This window comes from Acidobacteriota bacterium (genome assembly GCA_030697165.1).
Taxonomy (GTDB): Bacteria; Acidobacteriota; Vicinamibacteria; order Vicinamibacterales; family UBA2999; genus 12-FULL-67-14b.
In genome coordinates this window covers 52,754-75,039 of the sequence record JAUYQQ010000019.1, presented here as the reverse complement: position 1 = coordinate 75,039, position 22,286 = coordinate 52,754, and the positions used below count along the sequence as shown (strand labels likewise).

The window sequence follows — 22,286 nt, the reverse complement described above, 5'->3', positions numbered from 1 at the left end:
GCGCCCGGAGAGATTTCTATGTTGATCAAGAAGGCTGCAGACCTGCGCGAATCCGACGTGACCCCAAAGGAAACCTTCCTGCGGCGCCGCGAATTTCTCGCCGTGGCCGGCAGCACGGCCGTGGCCGTCGCCACCAACGGCCTGGGCCCGGTGTTCACGGGGACGCCCACCGCAATGGCCCAGAACCCGTCGGCGCAGAAGCTGACCAACCTCAAGAAGAGCCCGTTCAGCACCGACGAGAAGCTCAACTCGTACAAGGACGTCACCACCTACAACAACTTCTACGAGTTCGGCCTCGACAAGGGCGACCCGGCCAAGTACGCGCACACGCTCAAGCCCAAGCCGTGGAGCGTGGTGGTGGAAGGGCAGTGCGCCAAGCCCGGCACTTACCACATCGAAGACATCCTGAAGTACGCGCCGCTCGAAGAGCGCATCTACCGTCTGCGCTGCGTCGAGGCGTGGTCCATGGTCGTGCCATGGGTCGGCTATCCGCTGAGCGAGTTCCTCAAGCGCTTCGAGCCGACGTCGAAGGCGAAGTACGTCGAGTTCAGGACGCTGGTGGACCCCAGGCAGATGCCGGGGCAGACCGCGCCGGCGCTCAACTGGCCCTACGTCGAGGGCCTGCGCGTGGACGAGGCGATGCATCCGCTCACGCTGCTCGGCCTGGGGCTCTACGGCGAAGTGTTGCCCAACCAGAACGGCGCGCCGATCCGCCTGGTGGTGCCGTGGAAGTACGGCTTCAAGAGCATCAAGTCGATAGTCCGCGTGCGCTTCGTCGAGAACGAACCGCTCAACACGTGGAAGCAGCAGCAGTCCGCGGAGTACGGCTTCTACGCCAACGTCAACCCGCAGGTCGACCACCCGCGCTGGACGCAGGGCAGCGAGCGGCGGCTGGGCGAGTTCTTCCGCCGCAAGACGCTGATGTTCAACGGCTATGGTGACCAGGTCGCATCCCTCTACGCGGGGATGGACCTCCGCAAGAACTACTGATGCAGCCGGGAGCCGGGAGTCGGGATCCGGGAGTCGATCCCGTTTCGTGACTCAAACACAATGGCGGCGACGGGTCTTCAAGCCCGCCGCCTGGCTCGCCTGCCTGGCGCCCGCCGCGCTGTTGATCTACAACGGCTTCCAGGGTGAGCTCGGCGCCAATCCCGTCGAGACCATCACCAACAGCACCGGCATCTGGACGCTGCGCCTGATCGTGATCGGGCTGGCGATCACGCCGCTGCGGTGGGCCACCGGCCTCAATCAGCTGATCAACTACCGTCGCGTGATCGGCCTGTTCGCGTTCTTCTACGGCACGCTGCACTTCCTGACTTACTTCATTCTCGACCACCAGCTGCAGTTCACCGGGCTGTGGGATGATGTGGTGAAACGGCCGTACATCACGGCCGGGTTCACCGCGTTCGTGTTGATGATTCCGCTGGCGCTCACCTCGACCACCGGCTGGATTCGCCGCATGGGCGGCAGGAAGTGGAACCTGCTGCACCGGTTGATCTACATCACCGCGCTGGCCGCGGTGCTGCATTACTTCTGGAAGGTGAAGCTCGACGCTACCTATCCCATTTACTACGGCATCGGCGTAGCGATCCTGCTTGGCGTCCGTCTGTGGCGCAAGTACCGCCCCGCCGGCGTCTCGATCGAATCGACCTCGAGTCGAGCCCAATAGCCCCACCGGGTGGGAATTTTTGACGGCGCTGTGAGATTACCCGCAGCGTTGGCCGGCGCGTATGGCCGAAATGGGACGGTTCCGGTGGCGCGGCTTATGCTTCGAATCTGCAGCGGGAGGTCGTATGCCGCTCGCTGTACTCCTGTTGCTCGCCCTGGTGTCGATGCCGTTATCCGCGGCCGCCAAGTCGACCCAGTACTCACTGGCACCCGCGCCGTTTTCGGGGCAGATGCCCGACGGTTGGGTGACCAAGAAACAGACCGCTCAGCTCACCACCTTCCATGCGCCGGCCGGTACGGCCGAAGCCGAAGCGTCGGTCTGGATTCGGGTCGCCCCCATGGTTCAACAGCCCGAGTGGGCCATTGAGGACTATCTCGCAGACATCCAGCGCGCCAATGCCAAGCTCGATGGAATTCTCTGGGCGCCGGTGGAATCGCAACGGGCCCAGGGCGGCCGCGAGGTCCTGATTCTCCCCGGCTCGTGGTCGCACAAGACGAGCGTCGGCGCCATGACGCGGTGGCGCGCGGTCTTCGCGTTCGTCGAGTTTCCCGACTACGTGGTGATCGGCCAGTACTCGGCGCCGCAGGCGTACTTCGAGCGCCTGAACGACGGCTTCGACGTCATCTGGGGCAGCCTCACCTACGGTGCGGCGACGGCTCGGGGTCCTGGAGCGCCGAGCAAGCCCACCAGGGGCGCCACGCCCGGCGTCACCGGCCGGACGACGTTCACCTTCGAATCGCCGGCGTACACCGGTGAGATGCCCGAGGGCTGGGTGGCGCGGCGCACGGGCGAGGTCTTGACGATTGAAGGTAAGCCGGGGACCGAGCCTTACGAAATGACCATTCGCCTGTCGTTCTACGACAAGCGGGAGCACACCCTTGAAGGCCTCGCGTCGAGTGTCCGAGGGGCGCTGGCTGACTTGCCCGAGGCCGACCTCACCGAGCCGGGACTGAGGCAGACCGAAGAAGGGCGGCCGGCGCGGGCGGTGGTGGTCGACTACAAGGGGCAGGACTCGTCGAAGCGGACGATCGGGTTCCGGCAGGTGGCCGCGGTCGTCGAACACGACGGCCACCTGGTGGTGCTGACCTATGCCGGACCGGCGACCCTTTTCGACCAATACGCTGGGGCTTTCGAGATGGTGGGGTCGACACTTCGCGCCACCAAGACTGCTCGTGCCGGCACCACCGCCGCCGCTCCAAAATCAGCTGGCTCGCAAGCCGGCATGAAGGTCATGCGCGACGACAAGTTCGGCTTCGCGTACGAGATCCCTGCCACCTGGACCTACCGGGTCAATGCCGTCAAGGACTACGTCGTCGAAGGCCCCAAGGGCACGGACGCATACGAGTTGTCGGTGGTCTTGCAGTTCGTGACCAAGGCAGCGAACAAGGGCTCGTCGGCGACGGCCCAGGCGCAGAGCCTCGTTGAGCAGATCGAGGGTGCGCCCAACGGCGTGATCAAGTCACACGACCTGCTGCAGGTGGCGGGGCAGGAGGCGCCATTCTTCGTCGCGACGTACACGGCCAAGAACTCCACCGGCGTCGCGATGCCCTTTGCGCACACGCAGCTGGTGCTGGACCACGGCGCGTACTACTACTTGATCAGCTACTCCGGCCCCGCGCCGATCTACGAGAAATACTTGAGCGTCTTCCAGCACCTGGTCGAGACGTTCACGTTTGCCCGCTAGGCGTGCGGCCTAGCGGGGCGGCAGCGTGCCGCCTTCGGCCAGCGTCTTGATGTTCTGGATCGCGCGGGTGAAGACGGCGGTGCGCGACGCCTTGTCCTTCTCCCGTGCCGCATCGTCGGGCAACATCGAGTTGTCGTAGATCAGCGTGTAATAGAGGCGCGACGTCTTCGGCGTGACCGGACGGACTTCGAGCGTGCCGTGGTAGAGGTTGTAAGGCCGTCCCGCGCGCACCGTCTGCGTGTAGGTGTACGAGAACTCGGTCTTGCCGACGAGCACTTCGTTGGCGACTGAACGCACCGAACCGACCTCACCCTCGACCCCAGAGAGCATCTTGCAGCCCGACGGGATCTGCAGCCACTCGGCGATGTCGCAGTACTTGCCGATGCGCTTCCACACCTCGGCGGCGGGGCGGTCGATGGCAATCTCGAGCGGGATGGAAATGTAGGTCGGGTTGTCGACGACGATGTTCGCGTTGGGGTTGGCGGGTGGTGCGGCGGCCGCCGGTGCCTGGGCGGCGGCGGTCAAGGGAAGGGCGGTTACCAGTGCCACAGCTGCGACGGTATGAGCGAGTATTCGCATCGATCCTCCGCGGGGAAGACTACACGATAATTGGCACTTTCAGGCCGATGTGTTAGTATCAGTCTCTTCCTTGTCGCGGGGTGGAGCAGTCCGGTAGCTCGTTGGGCTCATAACCCAAAGGTCGGGGGTTCAAATCCCCCCCCCGCAACCAACTTTAAGCAAACTGAAGCCAAGCTCGAACTGAAGCCAAGCCAATGACCGGAACGATCAAGACGCTGCGAGCAGACAAGGGATTCGGCTTTATCCGGGATACGACCGGTAAAGAGGTGTTCTTTCACTCCAGCGCCATCTACGGTGAGGGCATCGACAACCTGCGCGAGGGCGATGGGGTCGAGTTCGATCTCAGTGAGGACGGTCCGAAAGGGCCTCGGGCCACGAACGTCCGGCGAACCACGACCTAACACACACTACGGCTTGTATTCGCGCGCCGTCAGTTTCTCGCGCATGCCGTCGCTGTCTCCCGGCTTCATCTGCCGGAATTCCTTGATCGTAAAGGTCAGCCCCCCTATGAAGAGGCCGAAGGTCCCAACACCGATGGTGAAAATCCAGAGGTCCATGGCTTATCGCCTCGTCGCGCGCAGCTGGATGTAGACGCCGGCTGCAAGAATCGAAGGAACCCACAGGCCGACGAAGATGCCTGCCTCTCGATTTGGCGGCCAAAAAGTCCCAAACCACAGGGAGATGGAAAACAAGAATGAGATGAACGCCGCGCCGAGAATCATGAAATCTTGAATCTTGAACATGCCCTAGCCCTTTACCTGAAAGCGACCCGCCTCCTGTTAGACCCATGATGCAAGGCGCGCGATTCAAGCATACTGTTGAACCGTCGCGACCTACAGCGGCGTCATACCGCGGGTGGCAAAAGTGACCGGAAAACCAGTGAATTAGTCATGACTGTGCCAGGTCCCGTCGAGTGGCTGCTGCTGGCCCACGCCGCAGTCACGCTCTTCATGGTGGGGGTGATCTGGTTTGTGCAGGTGGTGCACTACCCACTATTCGCGCGCGTCGGCGAGGCCTCCTTCCCTGAATATGAGCGTCATCACGCCCGGCGAACCGGTTGGGTGGTGGGGCTGCCGATGCTCGTCGAACTCGGAAGCGCCAGCGCGATTGTCTGGTATCTTGGCGGCGTGCTCGCCTGGTGCGGGCTGGGATTGCTGGCGATCGTCTGGACCAGCACCTGGCTCTGGCAGGTGCCGGCGCACCGTCGGCTCGAGCGCGGATTCGACGCCGCCGTTCAGAGCTGGCTGGTGAGCACGAACTGGGTGCGAACCGGCGCCTGGTCGGCGCGTGGCGTGATAGCGTTGGCGCTCATGGTGCCCCCGCGCTGATCAGTGGGTCAACGAGCACCAGGCGATGAACAGGTTGAGGCACATCAGGACCAGGGCTGGCAGGGTTTGAGCGAGTGAGTCGAGCACGCGGATGCGAGTGGCGATGCCTAGCAGCATCATCAAGGCGAGACCGCCAGAACTGAGCACCACGAGGGGCGGCCAGAACAGGCCGACAATCAGACCCAGTGCACCGAGCACCTCGAGTGTGCCCGTGACGATACGAAGGCGACTGAGGCCGAAGCGCTCGAAGTCACGCTTCATTCCGTCGAGGCACAGGCACGCGATGCCGTAGAACAGGAACACGGCGGACGACACGAAGATCGAGGCATAACAAGCGCTCGTCACCACGCGTCCACTTCTAGCCAGCGACGCCGGACAGTTGTCAGTTTCACGGAGGAACCCATTATGGATTGGTTGTCATTGTCGAGTGTGCTGCAAATCGTTGTCGGGCTCGGACTGCTGAATGTCTGGCTGGTGCGCGGACGCTCCTCCACATCGTATCGCGGCGGCGCCGCGCAGACCCTGCAGAGCGAGTTTGCGGCCTACGGCCTTCCCGGTTTCGCTTTCTACGTCGTGGGCGCGCTAAAAATCACCGCTGCCATCGTCCTGATTGCCGGCGTCTGGCTGGCGCTTCCAGTCCGGGAGGCCGCGGCGCTGGTCGCCGCGCTCATGATTGGCGCCCTGGCCATGCACCTCAAGGTCGGCGACCCGCTGATGAAGTCGCTCCCCGCTGCGCTGATGCTCGTGATGAGTGTGACGATCGTCGCCTTGCGCTAACGAGATCGGACGTGGCCGATGCGCCGTGCCTGTATCTTCCGTAGCCATGCCACGCACTGCCGCCCTCTCCGCCCGCCGTTCGTCGCGTGAAAGTACGCCGGGGCGTCTAGTGATCGTCTTTGGCGATCAGCTCGACCTCGAGGCCACGCTGATTCGCTCGCTGGCACCGGGCGACACCATCCTGATGATGGAAGTCGCCAGCGAGTCGCGCCATGTCCCCAGCCACAAGCAGCGGACGGCGCTGTTCCTGTCGGCGATGCGGCACTTCGCCGCCACATTGAAGCGGCGGCAAGTCCCCGTCCGCTATATCGCGCTTGACGACCCCGAGAACACCGGCGCGTTCGAGACGGAGATCGCGCGAGCGGTCGCCGCGCTCGGCCCGACCCAGATCGTGTGCACCCACCCGGGCGAGTGGCGAGTGCTGGCGATGCTTGAACGGGTCGGCGACTCGACCGGCATTCCGGTCAGCATCCTGCCCGACGAGCACTTCATCACCACACCGGACGAGTTTGCCGCCTGGGCCAAGGACCGCGCGTCGCTGACGATGGAGTTTTTCTACCGCGAGCAGCGTCGCAAGACCGGCTACCTGATGGAAGGGGAGGGCAAGCGCGCCAAGCCTGCCGGTGGCGAGTGGAACTTCGACAAGGAAAACCGGCTGCCCTTCGGCAAGCAAGGCCCGAGTCCGCGCCCCCGGCCGCCGCTTGCCTTCGCGCCCGACGCGATCACCCGCGCGGTGCTGGCGGCCATGACCCACATGCTCCCCGATCTGCCCGGCTCGGTCGAGGCCTTCGCCTGGCCGGTGACGCGTGAGCAGGCCCTCGCCGCGCTCGATGATTTCATTACCCATCGTCTCGCCCAGTTCGGCCCCTTCGAAGACGCGATGTGGACCAACGAAGCCACGCTCTACCATTCCACGTTATCGAGCGCGCTCAACCTCAAGCTGCTCAATCCGCGCGCGTGCTGCGAGCGGGCCATCCAGGCGTATCGCGCCGGTCAGGCGCCGCTGCAATCGGTCGAGGCGTTCGTGCGGCAGATCATTGGCTGGCGCGAGTTCATCCGCGGCGTCTACGAACTCGAAGGGCCCGCCTATGGCGATCGCAACGGGTTCGACCAGCACGGCCAACTGCCACCGCTCTATTGGACCGCGGACACCGACATGGCCTGCATGAAGGCCTGCGTGGGCCAGGTGCTCGAGACCGGCTTCGGCCACCACATTCAGCGCCTGATGGTCACCGGTAACTTCGCCCTCATCAGCGGCGTCCACCCGCGGGCCGTCAGCGACTGGTATCTCGGCATGTTTGTGGATGGCGTGGACTGGGTCACGCTCCCTAACGCGCTCGGCATGGTCATGCACGCCGATCGGCGCCAGGGCGCAGCGAAGGGGGTCACCGGACTGGTTGGCACCAAGCCCTACGCCGCCAGCGGCAAGTACATCCAGCGGATGAGCAACTACTGCACCACCTGCCGTTACGACCCCGCCGAACGCAGCGGCCCCGTCGCCTGCCCGGTGACGGTCTTCTACTGGGACTTCTTGATCCGCACCCGCCAGACGCTTGCACCGAACCAGCGGATGGCGATGATCCTCAAGAACGTTGATCGCCTGACGCCTGACGCCCGCACGCAGATCACGAGCAGCGCCGGCCGGCTCCGTCGCCAGCTCGGGATTGATCGGAATGTCGCTGCACCAGCGGCCCGCGGATCAACAAGAGACAAAGAGAACAAGAGGACTAACTCCTGATCTCCTGGTCTCCTGTGATCACGCCTTACACCCGTGGCGGATCGGTCTCCCGATCGAAATGACGATGCGCGGCCAGCGCGCGGATGAACGCGTCGGTCGGCGGCTCGCCAGCGTCGCCGGCGGCGATGATCAGACCCGAATCAGGCTTGCCTGTCGGCAACGCGCGGGGGATACCCGCCTTGTCGAAGACCGGCAGCGCGCCCGCCAGCACCATGATCGGTTTGCAATGCCGATACTGATCCTTGAGGAACTCCAGGGCCCGGCCGTCGGCCGCGAGAATGGCCGCTGACCCGTCACCGTCGGCCAGCACCATCGCGTCGAAGATCACCGACGGCGCGACTTCGAGCGAGGCATCAGCTTGAATGGCCGTCCCGCTGCTCGCCACCGTACCGAGGCGCGGAGCGACGAACACCGGGACCGCGCCTTCAGCCATCAGCCGATCGGCAATCGCCTTGGCCTTGTCGCCGTTTACGCCGTCGGCGACCAGGATCGCGACCCGCCGGGCGCGAATGCCGCCGTCACCGGGACGGGCGAACAGCGACAGGGCCTTCGACTCGGTCACTTCTGGACGCACTTTCTTCTGCTGCACCTTCGGCATGGCCTCGGGCATTTCGGTGATCCCCAGGCCGGCCGCTACGGCATCAGCCAGCTCCGGCGCAACATTCATGAGACCCGACACCATTCGCTCGCGTATGGCTGCGGTCTGCACCTTTGACAGCTCGAAGCGAAACGCGTTGATGATGTGGGTCTTCTCAACCGTGGTCTGGCTGTTCCAGAACAGCGTCGCCTGGGTGTAATGATCGGCAAACCGCTCCGCCTTGCCGCGCACCTTGTGGTCGCCGGGGCTTTCGACCTTAGCCGCAAAGCTCACGAACCCCGCGGCGCCAGCCTGGAACGGACACCCGCCGCCCAACGAGTTCGGCTCGTAGGCGACGCGCCCGCGGTTGATGGCCTGACGATGCATACCGTCGCGCTGGTTGTTGTGGACCTGCGCCACGGGAGCATTGATCGGGATCTCGTGGAAGTTCGGTCCGCCCAGGCGTGAAATCTGGGTGTCGACATAGGAGTGAATGCGGCCCGCCAGCAACGGGTCGTTCGAGAAGTCGATGCCCGGTACCACATGGGCGGTGCAGAAGGCGACCTGCTCGGTTTCCGCAAAGAAGTTGTCGGGGTTCCGGTTCAGGGTCATCTTGCCGACTGGAATCAGCGGCGACACCTCTTCCGGCACCAGCTTGGTCGCATCGAGAATGTCGAACGAGTACTTCTCGGCATCGTCTTCCGTGACGATCTGGAAGTTCAACTCGTACTCGGGAAACGCCCCGGCTTCGATCGCTTCCCACAGATCGCGGCGGTGGAAGTCCGGATCCGCGCCGGAGATCTTCACCGCTTCATCCCACACCAGCGAGTGGGTCCCGGCCGTGGGTAACCAGTGGAACTTCACGAAGACCGACTCGCCCTCGTCGTTGACGAGGCGATAGGCGTGGACGCCAAACCCCTGCATGGTGCGATAGCTTCTCGGGATCGCCCGGTCCGACATCACCCACATCAGCATGTGCGTGATCTCGGGCATCAACGACGCGAAGTCCCAGAAGGTGTCGTGCGCCGACCCCGCCTGCGGCATGGCGTGGTGCGGTTCGGGCTTGACCGCATGCACCAGGTCTGGGAACTTCATGGCGTCTTGAATGAAGAACACCGGGATGTTGTTGCCGACCAGGTCCCAATTGCCTTCGTCGGTGTAGAACTTCACCGCGAAGCCGCGGGCATCGCGAGCGGTGTCGGTCGAGCCGCGCTCGCCGACGACGGTTGAGAAGCGGACGAACACCGGCGTCTGTTTGCCGGCCTCAGCGAAGAGTGAAGCTCGTGTGAACTGTGCCATCGAGTCGTAGCACTCGAAGAAGCCGTGCGCAGCCGAACCTCGGGCGTGCACAATGCGCTCAGGGATGCGCTCGTGGTCGAAGTGCGTGATCTTCTCGCGCAGGATGAAGTCTTCGAGCAGCGTCGGACCCCGAAGCCCCTGCTTCAACGAGTTCTGGTTGTCGCCGACGGGGACGCCGTGGTTGGTCGTGAGGCGTTGCCCGCTCGAGTCCACGCGAACCCGGTCCAGGGGGGCGATTGTCTTGTTGATGCCAATGGGGGGCGCGCCGCTGCCCACTTTGTCCGATCCGTTCGCTTCGGTCAGCGTGCTGCCGGTCGCCGCCTGATCAGGTGGTTCAGCTGAGGCGCCTTGAAGCGGAGCCAGTGCGGCTGCCGGATCGAACTCCGACGGCTTCAGGGCGTTAAACGGAAACGCCTCTGCCAACGCGGCCGTCGCCGCGGCCTTCGACTCGAGCGCGTCCGCGCTCTCCTGCGAGAAGGGAAGACTCGATGGTCCGCTGACGGTCGGACGGGCGTGCGCGGCGGACTTCGGGTTGCCAGCTTTGCCTTGTGGCTGGGACTTCTTCGATTTAGCCATTTATTGCTCCTGCGTTACGAGGGTCTGTGATCCGACTCTTCGTATTGCAATATTGCCGCCGCGGCCAGCTGAACCGACTCCGGGACTGCGGTTAGTGTCTGATTCAGGAGGCATTAGTCCACTAACTGGTAGACGGGCCCAGGATGTCTTGCTCAGCTGCGTCTGATGGTGCCAAGGTCCGCGGCGAACTCTCGACCGAGTCGGGATTAACCACCGTCGCGCTGGCGCCGGTGGTCGCGGCGAAGATCTCCGCCAGTGGAAACTTCGGCCGGCGGTCTGCGGTGAGCAGGCCATTGGCCTCTTGATAGGTGTCGGCAAACTGGGTGTAGCAGAATCCCGTGAACATGCCGAGAGTGTGAACGGTTGCGAGCAACGCGCGATAGCGCAACTCGAACGCTTCCGGGGTGGCCGCACGGGCATAGCCCCAGGTGGCGGGATCGGACGAGCACGCGATGCCGCCAAACTCGGTCAGCATCACGGGCTGATCCACCGACCGCTTGCCTTCGAGCACCAGCGACCGCCCGCCGGGACGTTCGCGCCTGAACAAGCGCGGCGGCACATCACTCGCGTGATACCGCTCGGCCAGGCGCGCGGGGATCGGGTCGTAGTCGTGGATGCCGATGATGTCGGTGGCCACGCTTTCCCAGCCGTCATTGCCAATCACGGGTCGGGTCGGATCAAGCGTCTTGGTCAGGTAATACAGAGTGCGGACGTAGTGGCGCTCGGCGGGGTTGCTCGGCAGGTTGGGGACCCCCCAGGATTCGTTGAACGGCACCCACGACACGACACACGGGTGGCTGTAGTCGCGATCGATGGCGTCCATCCATTCCCGGGTGACGCGGCCGACCGACGCGTTGGTGAACCGGTAGGCGCTGGGCATCTCGGTCCAGACCACCAGGCCCAGGCGATCGGCCCAGTACAGGTAGCGAGGGTCCTCGAGTTTCTGATGCTTGCGAACACCGTTGAAGCCCATGGCTTTGGCCAGCTCCACGTCTTGCCTCAATGCCGCATCATCGGGCGCGGTCAGGCCGGTGGTTGGCCAGTAGCCCTGGTCGAGCACGAGCCTGAGCGGGTAGGGCCGACCGTTGAGCACGAACCGATGCCCCTCGACGGCCACCGATCGCAGCGCCGTATAACTGGTCACCCGGTCGATGACGACGCCGTCGGTTTCGAGCGTGAGCTCGGCGTCAATCAGTCGCGGATGGCCGGGGTTCCACAGCAACTCGTTGCGGGAGTCGTCGATGCCCGGGTCCGACAGCACGATGCGGCGGTGCACCTCGTGGCCGGTGACGCGGTAGACGTCTTCGGCCAGCAGCATGGCCCCGGTGGTCAGCCTGACGCGCAACTGCAGGCCCTCTCGGCGCGGACCCTCGCACCAGACCGCGCAGCCAATCTCCCATCGCTCGAGATTGGGCGTCCAGCGAAGGCGGCCGATCCACGTCGTGGGAACGGACTCCAGCCACACCGTTTGCCAGATGCCGGTGGTTCGCGGGTACCAAATCGAGTGCGGCTCCAGCATCCAGTCCTGCTTGCCGCGCGGCTTTTCGAGATCGGCGGGATCGTCCTGGGCGCGAACCACGACCTCGCACTGAGTACCGCCACCGATTGCGCCGTCGATGTTGCACGTGAACGGCGTGTAGCCACCTTCATGCTGACCGACGAGGTGGCCGTTGACCCAGACCGTCGCCCGATAGTCAACCGCGCCAAAGTGCAGCAGCGCGGTGTGGCCGTCAGCAGGGGGCGGGGTGAAGGTCCGGCGGTACCACACGGCGCGAAAGAGGCCCGTGTCGGCAATGCCGCTGGCGTCGGTCTCCGGCGCGAACGGCACGGTGATCGTGTCGGTCCACACCACCTGTGTCGCGCTGGTCCAGCTGCCGTCACGATCGATCGCGAATTGCCATGGGCCGTTCAAGGAAGTCCACCCGTCGCGAACCAGTTGGGGTCGTGGATACTCTCGCGCACCGCCGGGTTGGCTCATGCCGTGACTGTGAGCAAATGTCGCTCCATATCGGTCGAGGCGGACGTCACGATCACGGCACACACGTTGCAGTGCCATGGACCACCATGCGCCTTACTCCCTCACCAGGCTCTTTGACTCCCCTTGCCGCCGCACACCCGGCGCTCATCTGCCTCAGCCACCTGCGTTGGAAGTTCGTCTTTCAACGCCCGCAACACCTGATGAGCCGCTATGCCAAGCGCCAGCCGGTGTACTTCGTCGAAGAGCCGATTCTCGACGACATCGACGTGCCGGATTTCGACATCGAGAACCACGATGGCGTGCAGGTCGTGGTGCCGCGCGCCCCACGCCACTACTCGGCCGCGGAATTGATCGCGTGCCAGCGCGCCACCTTGAACGCCGTGATCGCCTCGCATCGGCTTGCCCGCTTCGTCCTGTGGTACTACACGCCTCTGGCCCTCAGGTTCTCGGACCATCTCTCGCCGGAGGCCGTGGTCTACGACTGCATGGACGAGTTGTCAGCGTTCAAGAACGCCGCAGCGGAGTTGCCGGCCCTCGAACGCAGCCTGCTGGAAAAAGCCAACCTGGTGCTTACCGGCGGCCAGTCGCTCTACGACGCCAAGAAGAACCAGCACGCGAACATTCACGCGATGCCGAGCAGTGTTGACGTGGCGCATTTCGCCAAGGCTCGCCAGGCAATTCTCGACCCGGCCGACCAGGCGGGCCTGATGCGCCCGCGCCTGGGGTTTTTTGGCGTGCTCGACGAGCGCCTCGACATTCCACTGCTCGCTGGACTCGCCGAAGCCCGTCCCGACTGGCAGCTAGTGATGATCGGCCCGGTCGTCAAGATCGACCCGGCCGAGTTGCCGACGCATCCGAACATCCACTACCTCGGCGCGAAGACCTACGACGAGCTGCCGGCGTATGTCGCCGGTTGGGATGTCGCGCTGCTGCTGTTTGCCCGCAATGAGGCCACCCGTTTCATCAGCCCCACCAAGACGCCGGAGTACCTCGCCGCCGGCAGGCCAGTCGTCTCGACCTCGATCCGAGATGTAGTGAGCCCCTATGGTGATCGTGACCTGGTGCACATTGCCGATGCGGTGCCCGACTTCGTCCGCGCCTGTGAGCGAGCGTTGAGTGAGCCGCCCGAGCCGCGGCGGGTGCGAGCCGACGTCTTCCTGCGCGGCACCTCGTGGGACCGCACCTGGGCGAAGACGGCCGCGTTGCTGGCGAGCGTGCTCGAGCCTGTGACCATCGAGACGCCCGGCGCCGCGGTGCTGTCCCACCCGTTGCCGTCGCCTGCCATGGGACTGGGCGTCAGGGGGAACCGTGTTTGATTATCTGATTGTTGGCGCCGGATTCGCCGGCGCCACCATGGCCGAACGCCTGGCCGCGCACGGCGACAAGCGCGTCTTGATCTGCGACAAGCGGCCGCACATCGGCGGCAATGCCTTCGACTGCTACGACGAGCACGGCATTCTGATTCACAAGTACGGCCCGCACATCTTCCACACGAACTCCGCGGAGGTATTCAATTACCTCTCCCGGTTCACGCAGTGGCGCCCGTACCAGCACCGGGTCCGCGCCTCGGTGGATGGCCAGATGGTGCCCATCCCCATCAACCTGGATACGATCAACCAGTTGTATGGCACCGCGTTCACGTCGTTGGAGCTGGAAGATTTCTTCGCCTCGGTGGCGGAGCCTCGCCAGCCGTTGAAAACATCGGAGGACGTCATCGTCAACCGCGTCGGCCGCGAGCTCTACGAGAAGTTCTTTCGCAACTACACCCGCAAGCAGTGGGGCCTCGATCCGTCCGAGCTCGACGCCAGCGTCACGGCCCGTGTGCCGGTGCGAACCAACCGCGATGATCGCTACTTCACCGACACTTACCAGTCGATGCCGCTGCACGGCTACACCCGGATGTTTGAGAAGATGCTCGCGCATCCGAACATTCACGTCCTGACCAACAGTGACTATCGCGACATCAAGGCGCTGGTGCCACACCAGCACCTGATCTACACGGGCCCCGTGGATGAGTACTTCGACTACCGCTTCGGCAAGTTGCCGTACCGCTCGCTGCGGTTCCAGTGGGAGACCCGCGACACCCCCCAGGCCCAAGCGGCGCCGGTGATCAATCATCCGAACGATCACCTGTACACACGCGTGACCGAGTTCAAGTATTTGTCCGGGCAGGAACACCCGAAGACGACGCTCGTCTACGAGTATCCGACAGACGTCGGCGATCCGTACTATCCCGTTCCGACCGCGGCCAATGCCGCGCTCTACAGCCAATACCAGGCGCTGGCGGAGGCGACCCCAGAGGTGCAGTTTCTGGGCCGGCTTGGAACGTACAAGTACTACAACATGGATCAAGTTGTCGCCCAGGCGCTGGCACACTACGCCAGGATGGCCGGCGTGCCGCGGCGGGAGATCGCAGCCTGACATGAGCCATCAGCCAGGGTCCACGCCCCTTGAAATGTGGGGCGGGCCCGAGTGCACGCTCAACCGGGTTGGGGGCAAGTACTTCGATCAGGTGTGCCGCTCGGGTCATGAAGAGCGGGTCGAGGACCTCGATCGGTTCGCCGCGCTGGGCATCACCGCGCTGCGCTACCCCGTGCTGTGGGAGCGCGTTGCGCCGGAGTCCCTGGCGCGGCCCAACTGGCACTGGGTCGATCAACGCCTCGAGCGGCTGTTCGAACTGGGCGTGCGGCCGATCGCCGGGTTGTTGCACCACGGCAGTGGCCCGGCATACACCTCGCTGCTGGATCCACGGTTTCCAACCCAGTTGGCGCGCTTTGCCAGAATGGTTGCTGCGCGCTACCCGTGGGTGTGCGACTACACCCCGGTAAACGAGCCGCTCACGACGGCACGGTTCAGCGCACTCTACGGACTGTGGCATCCGCACCTCGAAAACGACCGTGGCTTCGTGCGCGCGCTGCTCAACCAGACGTGGGGAGTCGTACTTGCCATGCGGGCAATCCGCGAAGTCAATCCCGCGGCCCGGCTGATCCAAACCGAAGATTGCGGCCGCGCGTTCGGTACCTGGCGCACCCGAGCGCAGGCGACGTTCGAGAATCACCGCCGCTGGCTGACATGGGACCTGCTGTCCGGAACAGTCACGGCAAGCCACCCCCTGCACCGTTACCTGGTCGCCAATGGCGCGTCGGACGCCGAACTCGAACGCTTCTGCGAGACGCCGGCGCCACCCGATGTGGTGGGCCTGAACTATTACCTGACGAGCGACCGCTACCTGGATCACAAGCTGGCGAACTATCCGACGAAGCTTCATGGCGGCAATGGACAACTGGCCTACGCCGACGTCGAAGCCGTGAGGACCCGTGCCGCAGGCATTGTCGGCCACCGCGACCACTTGCTCGAGGCGTGGCGCCGCTATCAGCGACCGGTCGCGCTGACCGAGGTGCACCTGGCGTGTACGCGCGAGGAGCAGGTGCGGTGGCTGAACGAAGCGTGGCAGGGGGCTCAACAGGCTCGCGCGCTCGGTGCCGACGTGGTGGCGGTTGCCCCCTGGGCCCTGCTCGGGTCGTACGACTGGGATTCGCTAGTCACCAAACCGCGTGGCCATTACGAGTCCGGCGCGTTTGACGTAAGAGGATCTGAGCCCCGCCCGACCGCGGTCGCCAGGGCGATTCAAACGCTGGCGGCCGGCGGGACGATCACCGGCCCAGTGGTGGCGACGGCCGGGTGGTGGCACCGCCCCGAGCGACTACTGCACTCGTCGCCTGCGCCGCTGCCCGTGGAATCCGCCGGTCCGCGGCCCCTGCTGGTCGTCGGCGCCCACGGCACCCTGGGCCGCGCCTTCCGGCGCATTGCCACCGACCGCGGTTTGCCGGTGCGCTGCATTTCTCGCAGCGATGTTGACATCACCAATGCGGCGGAGGTGCTCCGGACGCTGCAGGCGGCAGCGCCATGGGCGGTTGTCAATGCGACCGGTTATGTCAGGGTCGATGCGGCTGAATCCGACAGCGAGACGTGTTTCGGCGTTAACACTGTCGGGGCAGCGAACCTCGCTGCTGCGTGCCGGGAACTCGCGATCCCCATGGTCACGTACTCGTCTGACCTGGTCTTCGGCGGCGATCGCGATTGCCCCTACACCGAGGGCGACTCACCGCACCCCCTGAGCGTCTACGGCGCCAGTAAGGCCGAAGCCGAGCGGCGGGTACTCGACCTGTTGCCGTCAGCCCTGGTGATCCGGACGAGTGCGTTCTTTGGTCCCTGGGATAGCAGCAACTTCGTGGTGCGCGCCCTCGACACCATTCAACGAGGCGAACGTTGGCAGGCGGCCAACGACCTCGTGGTGTCGCCGACCTACGTGCCCGACCTGGTGCATGCCACGCTGGACCTGCTGGTGGACCGTGAGTCGGGCCTGTGGCACCTCTCGAACGTGGGGCCGACCACCTGGTTTCAGTTTGCGCGCGCCGCGGCGTTGGCCTGTGGTCTCCGCGCCGAGCTCATTGAGCCGGTGAGCGCAGCCGCATTCGGCTGGCCGGCGCCACGGCCACGCTACAGCGCGTTGTCCAGCGTTCGCGGCAAGGTGATGCGTTCGACCACCGACGCCCTGGCGGCGTTTGCGGAGACACGCCCTCAAGCCGCGGTGGCAGTGCGATGAGTGCGACCTTGCGCGTCGCCGTGACCGGCGGCGCCGGCTACATCGGAAGCATCGTCACCGAACGGCTCGTGGCCGGCGGTCACCAGGTGATGGTGATCGATGACCTGTCAAAAGGCCATCGTGACACCGTCCCTTTCGAAGCTGAGTTTGCGGAACTGTCGTTGTCGGACCGCCCGGCGCTCACCGACGCGCTACGGCGGTTCGGCGCGAATGCCGTGGTTCACATGGCCGCCTCGTCGCTGGTCGGCGAATCCGTTGGGTCACCGGGCAAGTACTACGACAACAACCTCGGCGCCGGCCTGGCGTTGCTCGAAGCCATGCGAGAGTCGGGAGTGCCGCGCCTGGTGTTCTCGTCGACCGCTGCGGTCTATGGCGAGCCGGTGAAGCAGCCGATCGAGGAAGACGATCCCACCAAGCCGACCAACCCCTATGGCGAAACCAAGTTGGCCTTCGAGCGCGCCTTGTACTGGTATGCGGGCGCGCATGCCTTGAGGTCGGTCAGCTTGCGTTACTTTAATGCCGCCGGTGCGTCGGCGCGTAATGGTGAACGCCACGAACCGGAGACGCATCTCATTCCTCTCGTGTTACAGGTGGCGGCGGGTGAGCGCTCGCACGTCACGGTCTTCGGCGACGACTATCCGACGCGTGACGGCACGTGCGTGCGTGACTACATCCACGTTGAGGACCTCGCCGCCGCGCATGTCCTGGCGCTCGAGAGCCTGCAAGCCCCCGGACGGTGCGTCGCGTATAACCTGGGTTGCGGCGGTGACGGGTACTCGGTGCAGGAAATCATCGATGCCGCCCAGCGGTTGACCGGCCGGACGGTGAAGACGGAGGCCGCACCACGGCGCGCCGGAGACCCGGCCGTGTTGATTGCCAGTTCCACTCGCATTGCTCGCGAGCTTGGTTGGCACCCGCGAAAGCAGTTGGACGACATCGTGACGTCGGCGTGGACCTGGATGACCACGCGACGGACCGGTCCGGTGGCGCGCTGATTGGTCGCCGGAGCGCCATGTTTCGCCAACTGCTCGTCAAGTCGGATGGCCGTCCATTAGCCCTCGACGCTGAGCTGCAGGCCGTCACGGTCGACATCCATGCCTGACCTCAGCGGTCACCCACAAACGTCCGCTGAGGCCCGCGCTGAGGCGCCCGGGCGGGTCAACCTCATCGGCGAGCACACCGATTACCACGGCGGATGGGTACTGCCGACGGTGCTGCCGCAGACCACCCGGGTATGGGGCCGCCGGCTCGACGGCGGGGAAGTGCGCGCCACCAGCGCGGCCTTCCCTGGCGTGCCCGGCCGCTTCAGCCTGGGCGGGGAACTCCTGACCAACAGCTGGCTCGACTACGTGCAAGGCGTGACCTGGGTGCTCGGGCGCAGCGGCGTGTCCTTGACCGGGTTTGACGTCACCATCGACTCGTCGATCCCGGTAGGCGCCGGTGTGTCGTCGAGCGCCGCGCTGGCGGTCAGCCTCCTTCGTTTGCTGCGCCAATTGTTTGCGCTGCCACTGGATGATGTCGCGATAGCAAAACTGGCGCAGTTGGTGGAGACCGATTTCGTGGGAGCGCCGGTCGGCATCATGGACCAGATGGCGTGCAGCCTGGGTCGTGCTGGGGAAGCGTTGTTCCTGGACACTCACACCCTGGCCTTCGAGCGGGTGCCGTTACCAGCCGGCGCGGAGCTACTGGTGCTCGACTCGGGCGTCCCGCATCGCCACGCCGACGGCCAGTACGCCGAGCGTCGCCATGAATCGTTCGCCGCCGCTGAACTGCTCGGGGTGGTCCGGCTGCGCGACCTGCCGGTTCGTGACCTCTCGAAACTTGCGGGCCTGCCGCCGCTGCTGGCGCGACGTGCCCGCCATATCCTGACCGAGAATCAGCGCGTGATTGACATGGTCGGCGCACTGCGAGCGGGGCAGTTGAAACGCGCCGGGACGTTGATGAATGAGTCTCACGTCTCGATGCGCGACGACTACGAGGTATCCACGGCGGACGTCGATCGGCTGGTGTCGCTGGCGCAGGCTCACCCGGCCGTTTACGGCGCTCGACTCACAGGCGGGGGATTCGGCGGCGCGATTGTCGGCTTGGTGGAAGCGGGGCAGGCGGGAGGGGTGGCGCGCTTGGTCGGGCCGGCATACCAGCGCGACACCGGCCGGTCCGCCACGGTCTTGCTGGCGGGGGCGGCAACCATGCCGCCCCCTGTCAACTAGCGGTTCAGTTCGCGCGACGCCGCGACGCCGCTGGGCTCTTGGCCGACTTGCTCGCCCGCGCTGCCGGCTGGCTCGTCTGCTTGGACGCCGGCGCTTTCGCGTCCTCGTCCTCGTCATCGTCGCCCGCACCCGCGCTCGCCGCCTCGTTGATGTCGCCTTCGGCAATCGCCGACAGCTTCTGGTCGGCGGCCTTTTCCTCCGCGAGCGTTTCGTTCAACAGCCCGGCTGCCTCGGTCAGGCCGAGCGCTTCGGCCCACGCGACGCAGGTGCCGTAGGCCGCCATCTCGTAGTGTTCCGAGCGCTGGCCGGCCGCGATGATGCACGCATCCATCACGGCGCCCTCGAAGTCTTCCTCGAGCATGGCATTGCCTTCTTCGATGATGCCGGCCATGCCGGCGCAGTGCTTGCCACGCGGCTTCTCATCGAGCAGCTCGAAAATCTGTTCCAGGCGCTGGATGTGCACGTCCGTCTCCGCCAGGTGCGCTTCGAGCGCCTCGCGAAGCGTCTCGCTGGTCGCGTTCTTGGCGAGCTTCGGCAGAGCCTTGGTCAGTTGCTTCTCAGCGTTATAAAGATCCTTGATTTCGTCGACAAACGCGTCATGAAGAGTTTCGTTCATTGCTATAGCTCCCTTAGTGGTGGCAAATTCCACAGATGGAGCGGGAGTAGCACGAACCGTACCGTCACCGGCGCTATCGTTCGGCTGTGGTCTGGGACTGTCCCGCGAAGGCCTGCGCGATCGTGATGCCCAGTGCGCGGGTGTCTGCGTACGAGGTGTTCGACGTGACGGCGACGACGAGGTTGTGCGCGGGGAACGTCAGGAAAGACATCGCCATCCCGCCCAGCACATTTCCGTCGTGGCCGGCGACGCGGGTCGGCTGGCCAGCCAGTTCGACAGACTCGAGATCCCAGCCAAGCCCGTAACCCGTGTCTTCACCCGACGGGAGCCGCAGCGAGGCCTGTAGCACTTGCACCGTCGCCGGCTGCAGCAGCTTGCCGCTGTTGATGGCCATTCCGAAACGCACCAGGTCTGATGGTGTGGACAGGAAGACGCCGGCCCCGGCGTAACACGACAGGTTGAGCGGCCGCATCACGTCCGGGCCGTAGCGTGGGTCGCCCGCGAACTTTGGGAAGTAGTCGGTCGTGCGCTCGGGGCCCGGCCCAGCTTCGAAGTCGGCCTCCGTGTGGTCCATGCCGAGCGGCTCGAAGACCTGCTTGCGCATGAACGACAGGAAGGATTCGTCCGCCGCCGCTTCGACCGCCGCGCTGACGAGGATCCAGCCAAAGTTCGAAAACTGGTATTGGGTTCCCGGTTCGAACCGCTGCTCATGGCCAAAGTGCGGCAGCGCCTCGGCCGGGCGGTCGCATTGCTCACCGAACAGCGGTCCTTCGTCGCCGCCGTCGCTCCGGATCCCGGCGACATGTCCCATCACCTGGCGTAGCGTCGCGGGCCATTGTGTCTGCGTGAACTCCGGCACGTAGGCCTGGATCGGTTCGTCCAGCTTCAGGCGCTCTTTCTCGAGCAACAGGCCGACGGCGGCGGAGGTGAGCACGGTGGAGGCGGTGCCGATCCGGAACCGCGTCTCTGGTGACACGGGCACTTTGTGGTCGAGGTTCGCCCAACCGAAACCCTCGGCCCAGACGATCTGGCCACCCGCGCCAACTGCCACCGACACGCCCGGCAGGTTGTGCTCGGCGAGCGCCGCGCGGACGGCTTGCCGCCCCTGTTCGACGGCGCCGATCCACTGTTGCAGCGGCGTGGCACTCGCCGTCGAGGTCACGTCCGCCGCGTTCGGGTGCAGCACCGGCGCCGTGGCGCTGGCGTAGATAAACAGCCCGAGGATTGCCGTGGGAACCAGCCCGATCGCCACCACCACCAGCGTGAGTCCGACCTTCGTCCACTTGATCGTCATGAGCGCCTTGCCATGGGCCATTCGCGCGCGAGCGTCGGCAGCAGCCGGCGCACGGTACGGAGCCGCGTGGTCCAGCGCGCCAGGGCGCGCTCGTCGCGGTTGCGCCATTCGAACCCGTACTTCTGCCGCAGTGACGGCGGCAGCGTTCCGATCGTGAGCAACTGCATGGCCCGGAATGCCGGCCACGCCAGGTGCCAGTGCGGCGGATACAACACCGCGCGTGCGAGCGCGCGGCTGGTGTCGGTGACCACGAGGCTCCCGCCGGCCAGCATGTCCTTCAGATAAGTGTCGAGGTGCGCCGCACGGCGGGGGAGCGATCCGGCCGGCATCCCGAGCAGCGGCTCCATGATCGCCGCTTCCTGGCAATAGCGGTCCCGCTCTGCCAGAGTCAAAGGGTGGACGAGGCGCTCGTAGGCGAGGGGAATCGATTCGACCAGGGTCGCGTGCACCCAACGCTGCAGATCGGGATCGTGAGCAGAGTAGGTCAGTGCGCCTGCCCCCCGTAGCTTTAGCGGAGGTGGGGCGTGGCCACGTACCCGATCGTGAATCGCGTTGATGCCGGCGGCCGCCGCGATCACCTGCTCGCGGTCGCCGAACGTGATCGCGAGCATGGCGCCGACGGTCGAGCGCAGGCGCCGGAGACTGGCCGCGAGGCTCCCGCGGAACGCGCTGTGGCCGTGCACGCCCGCGGCCACGGCGGGGTGCGCCAGCTGCAGCAGGATGGCGCGTCCCCAGCCGGCCAGGACGAAGGCTTCGCGGTTGACCTGCCAGGTGATGCTGCCCGGTCCGGCCGGCACCAGATCCGATTGCAGCAGCCGTGCGCGGACTGCGGCACGATGGCGGTGCAGTAATTCGCCGGGCGTCCCCCCCGGGATGCTGTGGGTCGCGTCGATCAGCGTCGTGGGGCGGGCGGGCAACACGGTCTGACTTTAAGATGTAAAGTAATTTGTGTCAATGCCGCGCCCGCGCGAGCGGATGAGCGAGCGCGGGTCGGCGCCGCGCTACGGGTGCGACTGGTTGTACTCAGCGAGCCACTGCCGGCTCATGGTGCCCATGTCGCTGGTATTCGATTCCATCCAGTAGTGCCCGGTCAGCAGCAGGATCGCGACGCCGCCGACACCGACCGCCAGGTAAATCATCGTGCTATCCATGGCGATCACAGTCCTGGGAAGACCATCCGCCCAAGGCGGAGGGCGAGGGCGAACGCCAGCGCGATTGGCAGGCCAATCACCAGCACGCCCAGGGCGACGCCCCAGACCGCCGCGAACGCGCCGAGCGAATCGGTAATGACGGTGCCCCACGACGCAAGCCGACTATCAGTGGTGCTAGTGCTCACAAGCCCCTCGATGACGTGC

23 protein-coding genes and 1 tRNA gene are annotated in these 22,286 nt (G+C 65.2%); 13 read left to right on the top strand and 11 right to left on the bottom strand.

Annotated features, from left to right (window positions below; all coding sequences use genetic code 11):
• The first annotated feature begins 18 nt into the window (after positions 1–18).
• The 3 genes from msrP (at position 19) to Q8T13_17815 (ending at position 3,353) form a co-directional block, all read left to right on the top strand.
• Positions 19–990 carry a protein-methionine-sulfoxide reductase catalytic subunit MsrP gene (gene msrP, locus Q8T13_17825; GenBank protein ID MDP3719623.1) on the top strand — a complete coding sequence of 324 codons (972 nt, stop codon included), beginning with the start codon at positions 19–21 and terminating at the stop codon, positions 988–990.
• Between the two features lie 46 nt (positions 991–1,036).
• Positions 1,037–1,669, top strand: a complete 633-nt coding sequence (locus tag Q8T13_17820; GenBank protein MDP3719622.1) for a protein-methionine-sulfoxide reductase heme-binding subunit MsrQ — start codon at positions 1,037–1,039, stop codon at positions 1,667–1,669.
• A gap of 124 nt (positions 1,670–1,793) precedes the next feature.
• Positions 1,794–3,353, top strand: a complete 1,560-nt coding sequence (locus tag Q8T13_17815) for a hypothetical protein (GenBank protein ID MDP3719621.1) — start codon at positions 1,794–1,796, stop codon at positions 3,351–3,353.
• Between the two features lie 9 nt (positions 3,354–3,362).
• On the opposite strand, the gene Q8T13_17810 is transcribed toward Q8T13_17815, so the two are convergent.
• The gene (locus Q8T13_17810; GenBank protein ID MDP3719620.1) at positions 3,363–3,902 is read right to left on the bottom strand and encodes an SRPBCC family protein; all 540 of its coding nucleotides are present in this window, start codon (positions 3,900–3,902) and stop codon (positions 3,363–3,365) included.
• 104 nt (positions 3,903–4,006) lie between these two features.
• Here Q8T13_17810 and Q8T13_17805 point away from each other — a divergent pair.
• A tRNA-Met gene (locus Q8T13_17805) sits at positions 4,007–4,083 on the top strand.
• Between the two features lie 43 nt (positions 4,084–4,126).
• On the top strand, positions 4,127–4,333 hold the full coding sequence (locus Q8T13_17800; GenBank protein MDP3719619.1) for a cold shock domain-containing protein: 207 nt from the start codon (positions 4,127–4,129) through the stop codon (positions 4,331–4,333).
• A gap of 6 nt (positions 4,334–4,339) precedes the next feature.
• Here the strand turns inward: Q8T13_17800 and Q8T13_17795 are convergent, their stop codons facing one another.
• Both Q8T13_17795 and Q8T13_17790 read right to left on the bottom strand, forming a co-directional pair.
• Positions 4,340–4,489, bottom strand: coding sequence for a hypothetical protein (locus tag Q8T13_17795; GenBank protein MDP3719618.1), 150 nt, complete (start codon positions 4,487–4,489; stop codon positions 4,340–4,342).
• A gap of 3 nt (positions 4,490–4,492) precedes the next feature.
• On the bottom strand, positions 4,493–4,675 hold the full coding sequence (locus tag Q8T13_17790) for a hypothetical protein (GenBank protein MDP3719617.1): 183 nt from the start codon (positions 4,673–4,675) through the stop codon (positions 4,493–4,495).
• Between the two features lie 147 nt (positions 4,676–4,822).
• Between Q8T13_17790 and Q8T13_17785 the strand changes: the two genes are divergently transcribed.
• Complete coding sequence (locus tag Q8T13_17785; GenBank protein ID MDP3719616.1) at positions 4,823–5,260, top strand: hypothetical protein; 438 nt, start codon at positions 4,823–4,825, stop codon at positions 5,258–5,260.
• Here Q8T13_17785 and Q8T13_17780 read toward each other — a convergent pair whose 3' ends face one another.
• Positions 5,261–5,605 carry a DoxX family protein gene (locus Q8T13_17780; protein ID MDP3719615.1) on the bottom strand — a complete coding sequence of 115 codons (345 nt, stop codon included), beginning with the start codon at positions 5,603–5,605 and terminating at the stop codon, positions 5,261–5,263.
• Between the two features lie 60 nt (positions 5,606–5,665).
• Between Q8T13_17780 and Q8T13_17775 the strand changes: the two genes are divergently transcribed.
• Positions 5,666–6,037, top strand: coding sequence for a DoxX family protein (locus Q8T13_17775; protein ID MDP3719614.1), 372 nt, complete (start codon positions 5,666–5,668; stop codon positions 6,035–6,037).
• A 46-nt stretch (positions 6,038–6,083) separates the two neighbouring features.
• Positions 6,084–7,775: a cryptochrome/photolyase family protein gene (locus Q8T13_17770; GenBank protein MDP3719613.1), complete on the top strand. Its 1,692-nt coding sequence runs from the start codon at positions 6,084–6,086 to the stop codon at positions 7,773–7,775.
• A gap of 25 nt (positions 7,776–7,800) precedes the next feature.
• Here the strand turns inward: Q8T13_17770 and Q8T13_17765 are convergent, their stop codons facing one another.
• Together Q8T13_17765 and Q8T13_17760 are read right to left on the bottom strand one after the other, a co-directional pair.
• Positions 7,801–10,227 carry a catalase gene (locus Q8T13_17765; protein MDP3719612.1) on the bottom strand — a complete coding sequence of 809 codons (2,427 nt, stop codon included), beginning with the start codon at positions 10,225–10,227 and terminating at the stop codon, positions 7,801–7,803.
• 121 nt (positions 10,228–10,348) lie between these two features.
• The gene (locus Q8T13_17760) at positions 10,349–12,205 is read right to left on the bottom strand and encodes a glycoside hydrolase family 2 TIM barrel-domain containing protein (protein ID MDP3719611.1); all 1,857 of its coding nucleotides are present in this window, start codon (positions 12,203–12,205) and stop codon (positions 10,349–10,351) included.
• 113 nt (positions 12,206–12,318) lie between these two features.
• Here Q8T13_17760 and Q8T13_17755 point away from each other — a divergent pair, with 113 nt between their 5' ends.
• From Q8T13_17755 to galK, 5 genes are all read left to right on the top strand, one after another.
• On the top strand, positions 12,319–13,521 hold the full coding sequence (locus Q8T13_17755; GenBank protein MDP3719610.1) for a glycosyltransferase family 1 protein: 1,203 nt from the start codon (positions 12,319–12,321) through the stop codon (positions 13,519–13,521).
• Positions 13,514–14,626, top strand: a complete 1,113-nt coding sequence (gene glf, locus Q8T13_17750; GenBank protein ID MDP3719609.1) for a UDP-galactopyranose mutase — start codon at positions 13,514–13,516, stop codon at positions 14,624–14,626. Before Q8T13_17755 ends, glf begins: the two co-directional genes overlap by 8 nt.
• A 1-nt stretch (position 14,627) precedes the next feature.
• Complete coding sequence (locus Q8T13_17745; protein MDP3719608.1) at positions 14,628–16,811, top strand: family 1 glycosylhydrolase; 2,184 nt, start codon at positions 14,628–14,630, stop codon at positions 16,809–16,811.
• A complete protein-coding gene (gene galE, locus Q8T13_17740; GenBank protein MDP3719607.1) occupies positions 16,808–17,806 on the top strand; it encodes a UDP-glucose 4-epimerase GalE in 999 nt (332 codons plus the stop codon). The genes Q8T13_17745 and galE overlap by 4 nt, the downstream gene beginning before the upstream one ends.
• A gap of 99 nt (positions 17,807–17,905) precedes the next feature.
• Entirely contained in the window at positions 17,906–19,021 is a 1,116-nt protein-coding gene (galK, locus tag Q8T13_17735; protein ID MDP3719606.1) for a galactokinase, read from the top strand.
• A 4-nt stretch (positions 19,022–19,025) separates the two neighbouring features.
• On the opposite strand, the gene Q8T13_17730 is transcribed toward galK, so the two are convergent.
• The 5 genes from Q8T13_17730 to Q8T13_17710 all read right to left on the bottom strand — a co-directional run bounded on the left by Q8T13_17730 (position 19,026) and on the right by Q8T13_17710 (position 22,267).
• Positions 19,026–19,637 carry a ferritin-like domain-containing protein gene (locus Q8T13_17730; GenBank protein MDP3719605.1) on the bottom strand — a complete coding sequence of 204 codons (612 nt, stop codon included), beginning with the start codon at positions 19,635–19,637 and terminating at the stop codon, positions 19,026–19,028.
• 73 nt (positions 19,638–19,710) lie between these two features.
• Complete coding sequence (locus Q8T13_17725; protein ID MDP3719604.1) at positions 19,711–20,952, bottom strand: serine hydrolase domain-containing protein; 1,242 nt, start codon at positions 20,950–20,952, stop codon at positions 19,711–19,713.
• A complete protein-coding gene (locus Q8T13_17720) occupies positions 20,928–21,851 on the bottom strand; it encodes an oxygenase MpaB family protein (GenBank protein ID MDP3719603.1) in 924 nt (307 codons plus the stop codon). The genes Q8T13_17725 and Q8T13_17720 overlap by 25 nt, the downstream gene beginning before the upstream one ends.
• Before the next feature lie 81 nt (positions 21,852–21,932).
• Positions 21,933–22,082 (bottom strand): hypothetical protein, encoded by a 150-nt coding sequence (locus Q8T13_17715; GenBank protein MDP3719602.1) that lies wholly within the window; start codon positions 22,080–22,082, stop codon positions 21,933–21,935.
• Between the two features lie 5 nt (positions 22,083–22,087).
• Positions 22,088–22,267, bottom strand: coding sequence for a hypothetical protein (locus Q8T13_17710; protein ID MDP3719601.1), 180 nt, complete (start codon positions 22,265–22,267; stop codon positions 22,088–22,090).
• Between the last annotated feature and the right edge of the window lie 19 nt (positions 22,268–22,286).

Bases quoted from the DNA above. Each gene is read 5' to 3' on its own strand.
- msrP (MDP3719623.1), top strand. From the start codon at position 19: ATGTTGATCAAGAAGGCTGCAGACCTGCGCGAATCCGACGTGACCCCA.
- Q8T13_17815 (MDP3719621.1), top strand. From the start codon at position 1,794: ATGCCGCTCGCTGTACTCCTGTTGCTCGCCCTGGTGTCGATGCCGTTA.
- Q8T13_17800 (MDP3719619.1), top strand. From the start codon at position 4,127: ATGACCGGAACGATCAAGACGCTGCGAGCAGACAAGGGATTCGGCTTT.
- Q8T13_17795 (MDP3719618.1), bottom strand. From the start codon at position 4,489: ATGGACCTCTGGATTTTCACCATCGGTGTTGGGACCTTCGGCCTCTTC.
- Q8T13_17790 (MDP3719617.1), bottom strand. From the start codon at position 4,675: ATGTTCAAGATTCAAGATTTCATGATTCTCGGCGCGGCGTTCATCTCA.
- Q8T13_17785 (MDP3719616.1), top strand. From the start codon at position 4,823: ATGACTGTGCCAGGTCCCGTCGAGTGGCTGCTGCTGGCCCACGCCGCA.
- Q8T13_17775 (MDP3719614.1), top strand. From the start codon at position 5,666: ATGGATTGGTTGTCATTGTCGAGTGTGCTGCAAATCGTTGTCGGGCTC.
- Q8T13_17770 (MDP3719613.1), top strand. From the start codon at position 6,084: ATGCCACGCACTGCCGCCCTCTCCGCCCGCCGTTCGTCGCGTGAAAGT.
- Q8T13_17765 (MDP3719612.1), bottom strand. From the start codon at position 10,227: ATGGCTAAATCGAAGAAGTCCCAGCCACAAGGCAAAGCTGGCAACCCG.
- Q8T13_17760 (MDP3719611.1), bottom strand. From the start codon at position 12,205: ATGAGCCAACCCGGCGGTGCGCGAGAGTATCCACGACCCCAACTGGTT.
- Q8T13_17745 (MDP3719608.1), top strand. From the start codon at position 14,628: ATGAGCCATCAGCCAGGGTCCACGCCCCTTGAAATGTGGGGCGGGCCC.
- galE (MDP3719607.1), top strand. From the start codon at position 16,808: ATGAGTGCGACCTTGCGCGTCGCCGTGACCGGCGGCGCCGGCTACATC.
- galK (MDP3719606.1), top strand. From the start codon at position 17,906: ATGCCTGACCTCAGCGGTCACCCACAAACGTCCGCTGAGGCCCGCGCT.
- Q8T13_17730 (MDP3719605.1), bottom strand. From the start codon at position 19,637: ATGAACGAAACTCTTCATGACGCGTTTGTCGACGAAATCAAGGATCTT.
- Q8T13_17725 (MDP3719604.1), bottom strand. From the start codon at position 20,952: ATGGCCCATGGCAAGGCGCTCATGACGATCAAGTGGACGAAGGTCGGA.
- Q8T13_17715 (MDP3719602.1), bottom strand. From the start codon at position 22,082: ATGGATAGCACGATGATTTACCTGGCGGTCGGTGTCGGCGGCGTCGCG.